Source organism: Mycobacterium sp. TH-M25 (genome assembly GCF_057473665.1).
The window spans coordinates 1-4,338 of sequence record NZ_JBYCLA010000238.1 but is presented as its reverse complement, the minus strand read 5'-3'; the positions used below and the strand labels follow the sequence as shown (position 1 = coordinate 4,338).

4 protein-coding genes are annotated in these 4,338 nt (G+C 67.1%); 3 read left to right on the top strand and 1 reads right to left on the bottom strand.

Annotated elements, in window-relative coordinates; genetic code table 11:
- Nucleotides 1-150 precede the first annotated feature (150 nt).
- Nucleotides 151-765 carry a sensor domain-containing protein gene (locus AC2VOU_RS07910; RefSeq protein WP_486956876.1) on the bottom strand — a complete coding sequence of 205 codons (615 nt, stop codon included), beginning with the start codon at nt 763-765 and terminating at the stop codon, nt 151-153.
- A 48-nt stretch (nt 766-813) separates the two neighbouring features.
- On the opposite strand from AC2VOU_RS07910, the gene AC2VOU_RS07905 reads away from it, so the two are divergent.
- The 3 genes from AC2VOU_RS07905 to ligA form a co-directional block, all read left to right on the top strand.
- Nucleotides 814-1,827: a uroporphyrinogen decarboxylase/cobalamine-independent methonine synthase family protein gene (locus tag AC2VOU_RS07905; RefSeq protein ID WP_486956875.1), complete on the top strand. Its 1,014-nt coding sequence runs from the start codon at nt 814-816 to the stop codon at nt 1,825-1,827.
- 88 nt (nt 1,828-1,915) lie between these two features.
- Entirely contained in the window at nt 1,916-2,629 is a 714-nt protein-coding gene (gene msrA / locus AC2VOU_RS07900) for a peptide-methionine (S)-S-oxide reductase MsrA (RefSeq protein WP_486956874.1), read from the top strand.
- Between the two features lie 49 nt (nt 2,630-2,678).
- The coding region (gene ligA / locus AC2VOU_RS07895; RefSeq protein WP_486956873.1) for an NAD-dependent DNA ligase LigA at nt 2,679-4,338 on the top strand (1,660 nt) is incomplete at its 3' end.

Sequence of the window (4,338 nt, the reverse complement as noted above, 5' to 3'; positions counted from 1 at the left end):
TCTCCCGCCGTGACCCGCCCGGCGACGCGGTGCTCGCCCGCGCCACCATCGCCGCCGCGTCCTGACGCCGTCCCGGGGTGCGCCGACCGTGCACTCAGTGCGTTTCCAGCGCCGTTTTCCCGGACTGTGTGCACTTTGGGCGCGCGAAACCTAGCCCGAGACGTTGGCGGCGAGGTTCGAGATCACGATTGTCGGCACCGAGTCCGGGAAACCGCAGTAGGTGACTTCCATCAGCACCACGGCCTTTAGCAGGTAGTCGCGGCCACAATTGCCGGGCCGGGTCTGCAGGGACCGGTCATCGGCTTTCCAGTCGCCGATCAGACCATAGCCGGCCGAACTGCCTGAACAGTTGGCAACGGTGCTCACCAACGCCCCGAACGCACGCCGTGCGGAGTCAGGATCGTGGTACGCCGCCGCACCTTCGGAGATGATGCCGCCGTGCGGTGGATCTTGAAATGTGGTCTTGTGGAACGCCTCGACGTCGGGTCCGAACGTGACAGTCTCGGCGTAGACGAACCGGCACGCCGGCGGGGCGGTTTGGGCAAGGGTGTCGATGTCGACGGGCGACGCGGTGTCCATCGACGGGATGATCGTCAGATGCTCGCCGCCGCCGGTGATCGCCTGCATCCGAGACTGGTCGAGCAGCACCCGCCCGACGTCGAACCCGCTCGTCGCGAGACCCGATTCCGACGTCGGGGCGCCGCCCACCACGCGAGTGCACGCCGCGGCCAGCAGAGCCACGGCACACACAGCGGGCCGTCTCATCGTCATCCTGACCAGAGCGTAATCGCACCGATCGAATACGGTTGCCCGGTGAGTGTTTTCGCATGTGCCACCGGCATCGGGTCGTGGCCCGGAGCGACTGCGCGATCGGCGGCCGAGGTCGTCGTCGGCGAACTGGGTGCGGCAATGGCCCACCTGGTCGAACTGCCTGCCAGGGGCGTGGGCGCCGACGTCATCGGGCGAGCCGGTGGCCTGCTCATCGACATCGCCATCGACACCGTTTCGCGCGGCTACCGGGTGACGGGCCGCCCCGGCGCGGTGACTCGACGGGCGGTCAGCCTGCTCGCCGAGGACGTCGATGCGCTCGAAGAGGCTTGGGAACTCGCCGGCCTGCGCGGCAGCGGACGACCGGTCAAAGTGCAGGCGCCCGGGCCGATCACGCTGGCCGCTGAACTCGAACTGTCCAACGGACATCGTGCGATTACCGATCCCGGCGCTTTCAACGACCTCGCCGCCTCGCTGGCCGAGGGGGTCGCCGCCCATCGGGCATCGGTGTCTCGGCGGCTCGGCGCGCCGGTGGTGGTGCAATTCGACGAGCCGTCGTTGCCCGCGGCGGTCGCCGGACAGCTGCCCGGGGTGACCACGCTGAGTCCCGTCGCCGCCATCGACGAGTCGCTGGCCGTCGCGGTTCTCGATGCCTGCGCGTCCGCGGCCGGGGCCGAGGTTTCGGTCCACAGTTGTTCGTCAGCGATTCCCTGGAAAATCCTGCAGCGCAGCAACATTGACGCTGTTTCAGTGGATGCTCGCGCGTTGCGGCCCGCCGATCTGGATGCGATCGGGGAATTCGTCGATTCCGGACGGGTCGTCATGTTGGGTGTGGTGGCGTCCCGTGCGCCGAACGGTCGCCCCGCGGTGGAGGAGATCGCGACCAGCGTGGTGTCGATCACCGACCGGATTGGCATCAGTCGGTCGGTGTTGCGCGATCGCATCGGCATCGTGCCCGCGTGTGGACTTGCCGCGGCGACCCCGGAATGGGCCCGCACCGCCATCGGCCTGGTCCGCCGGGTGGCCGAGGGCTTTGCCGACGATCCGGATGCCATCTGAGTAGCTGGGATCCTCAACGCCCAAATAGCTTTCCCGACGCCACTTGTCTAGCTGCGATACCCTGGCGTCGTACGGGGAGGGCGGGAACATGACTGGCACAAGCGGGACTAGGCGTAAAAGAATCGTCCTGGCGAGTTGGTTCGCGGCGATCGGCCTTGTCGCCGCGGCGTTCCTGGTCCGGTCGCCGGCAATACCGGCCGCCAGCGGAACGACGGCAGGTCTACTTCCGGCGCCCACCGTCGACGAATCTTCGGCCGGCACGCACAGGACCGAGACCGCGGTGTTGGCCGGCGGCTGCTTCTGGGGCGTACAGGGGGTATTTCAGCACGTCAAGGGTGTTTCAGTGGCCACGTCCGGATACGCCGGGGGAGACCGGGCCACCGCCGACTACGACACGGTCAGCACCAGCACAACCAAGCATGCCGAGTCGGTACGAATCACCTACGACCCGGCCCAGGTCTCCTTCGGCCAGCTGTTGCGGGTGTTCTTCGGTGTCGTCCAGGATCCGACCGAGCTCAATTACCAGGGTCCCGATGTCGGCCCGCAATACCGCTCGGTGATCTTCACGCAGAACGACAGCCAGCAGAAGATCGCACGTGCCTACATCGCCCAGCTGAACACGTCGGGCGCATTCCCCTCGCCGATCGTCACCGCGGTGACGCCGGATGCCCAGTTCTTCCCCGCCGAGGCATACCACCAGAACTTCTTCGACCTGCATCCGAACAACCCGTACATCGTCGCCAACGATCTGCCCAAGCTCGGCGCGCTCAAGTCGGACTTCCCCGACCTCTACCGCGAGTAGCCACGCGGGGCTGCGCTGGCCTGTCTGGGCCCTCCGATAGCCTGCCAACGTGAGCGCACCCGAGGCTGATCCCGCTGGGTCCGATCTTCTTGGGGCGGACGTGCGTCGTGCCTGGCGCGAACTGGCCGATGAAGTGCGCGAACATCAATTCCGCTACTACGTTCGCGATGCGCCGATCATCTCCGACGCCGACTTCGACACGCTGCTGCACCGGCTCTCGACGCTCGAAGACGAGCACCCCGAATTGCGCACGCCCGATTCGCCCACCCAACTCGTCGGCGGCGCCGGTTTCGCGACGGCTTTCACCTCCGCCGATCACCTGGAGCGAATGCTGTCGTTGGACAACGTGTTCAGCGCCGACGAATTCGAGCTCTGGGCCGGCCGTGTGCACGCCGAAGTCGGAGCCGACGTTTCCTTCCTGTGCGAGCTCAAAATCGACGGCGTAGCTTTGGCGTTGGTCTACCGCGACGGCCGACTGGTTCGGGCTGCGACCCGCGGCGACGGGCGCACCGGCGAGGACGTCACGCTCAACGCTCGCACCATCGACGATGTGCCCGAACGTTTGACTCCCAGTGCCGACCACCCGGTGCCTGAGGTCCTGGAGGTGCGCGGCGAGGTGTTTTTCCGGCTGGAGGATTTCGAGGCGCTCAACGCTGCTCTGGTCGAGGACGGCAAGGCGCCGTTCGCCAACCCGCGCAACAGCGCGGCGGGGTCGCTGCGGCAGAAGGATCCCGCCGTCACGGCCCGTCGCAAACTCCGGATGATCTGCCACGGGTTGGGACACCTCGAGGGCTACCGGCCCGACTCGCTGCACGACGCCTATCTGGCGCTGGCCGCCTGGGGACTGCCGGTCTCCGACCGCACCACTCGGGTTCAGAATGCGGCCGGCGCCTTGGAGCGGATCGCCTACTGGGCCGAGCACCGCCACGACGTCGACCATGAAATCGACGGTGTGGTGATCAAAGTCGACGACGTGTCACTGCAGCGCAGGCTCGGCTCGACCTCTCGGGCGCCGAGGTGGGCGATCGCCTACAAGTATCCGCCGCAGGAAGTGCAGACCAAGCTTCTCGACATTCGCGTCAATGTCGGCCGGACGGGGCGGGTGACTCCGTTCGCGTTCATGACGCCGGTCACCGTCGCGGGGTCGACGGTCGGGCTGGCCACCTTGCACAATGCCGCGGAGGTCAAGCGCAAGGGCGTGCTGATCGGCGACACGGTGGTGCTTCGGAAAGCCGGCGACGTGATCCCCGAAGTGCTGGGTCCGGTCGTCGACTTGCGCGACGGCTCAGAGCGCGAATTCGTCATGCCCACAACGTGTCCCGAGTGCGGCACGCCGTTGGCTCCGGCCAAGGAGGGCGACGCCGACATTCGCTGCCCCAATGCGCGGTCCTGCCCGGCGCAGTTGCGTGAGCGGGTGTTCCACGTCGCCGGCCGCGGCGCCTTCGACATCGAAGGGCTCGGCTACGAGGCCGCGGCCGCGCTGCTCAAGGCGCAGGTGATCGAGGACGAGGGTGATCTGTTCAGCCTCACCGAAGACCAGCTGTTGCGTACCGAGCTGTTCACCACCAAGGCCGGCACATTGTCGGCCAACGGCAAGCGCCTGCTGGCCAACTTGGACACCGCCAAGAAGCAACCGCTGTGGCGGGTCTTGGTGGCGTTGTCGATTCGGCACGTAGGTCCAACGGCGGCAAGGGCTTTGGCCACCGAGT

Bases quoted from the DNA above. Each gene is read 5' to 3' on its own strand.
- AC2VOU_RS07910 (WP_486956876.1), bottom strand. From the start codon at position 765: ATGAGACGGCCCGCTGTGTGTGCCGTGGCTCTGCTGGCCGCGGCGTGC.
- msrA (WP_486956874.1), top strand. From the start codon at position 1,916: ATGACTGGCACAAGCGGGACTAGGCGTAAAAGAATCGTCCTGGCGAGT.